At 45.1% G+C, this 762-nt stretch carries 2 tRNA genes and 2 rRNA genes; all 4 read left to right on the top strand.

Features of this window, described 5'->3' with window-relative positions:
- Positions 1-111: ribosomal RNA gene (locus tag NE664_12515) — 16S ribosomal RNA — on the top strand; the annotation flags it as partial.
- A gap of 83 nt (positions 112-194) precedes the next feature.
- Positions 195-312, top strand: a 5S ribosomal RNA gene (gene rrf / locus NE664_12510).
- A gap of 32 nt (positions 313-344) precedes the next feature.
- Positions 345-418, top strand: a tRNA-Ile gene (locus tag NE664_12505).
- Positions 419-489: 71 nt separating this feature from the next.
- Positions 490-562 (top strand) — tRNA-Ala (locus NE664_12500).
- Positions 563-762: the final 200 nt, after the last annotated feature.

Genomic DNA, 762 nt, shown 5'->3' with positions numbered 1-762 from the left:
AGTCGGTGACCTGACCTGCAAAGGGAGGAGCCGCCGAAGGTGAAGCCAGTGACTGGGGTGAAGTCGTAACAAGGTAGCCGTATCGGAAGGTGCGGCTGGATCACCTCCTTTCTATGGAGACATGGTTAGTTACTCAACTGTTTGGTTTTGAAAGTTCAATGAGCCTGAAAGAAGGCGGAATTGACAAATAAATTTGCGGTGACGATGCGTTTATGGGACACACCCGTTTCCATGCCGAACACGATGGTTAAGACATAAACGGCCGATGATACTTGGTGGGAAGCCGCCCGGGAAAGTAGGTGGTTGCCGCAATCAAATAAACTTTAACTGCAAACAAGCGCTGAGGGCTCATAGCTCAGCCGGTTAGAGCGCGCGCCTGATAAGCGCGAGGTCGGTGGTTCGAGTCCACTTGAGCCCACTTTTAAACAAAGTTTAAGAGTGAGGGAAACGGTAATAAATAAAACGGTTCAGAAAATTTAAAACAATTATGGGGGTTTAGCTCAGCTGGGAGAGCACCTGCCTTGCAAGCAGGGGGTCGCGAGTTCGATTCTCGCAATCTCCACTTAAAGGATAAAACCTTTTAAAAAAATAAAAGCCGTAAAAGGCAAAAGCAATAGAATTAATATATAATAAATACTGTACCTTGAAAACTGAATAAAGTATAAACGAGTCAAGAGATTCTGAGAGCAGAGATGTTCAAAGGATCGACAATCGAGAAAAGCAAAGTAAGTAGTAAAGCAAAAGAAGCCGAGTAAGCGGAAG

The organism is Anaerotignum faecicola (genome assembly GCA_024460105.1).
Classification (GTDB): Bacteria; Bacillota; Clostridia; order Lachnospirales; family Anaerotignaceae; genus JANFXS01.
This window is presented reverse-complemented; position numbering and strand designations above follow the sequence as displayed.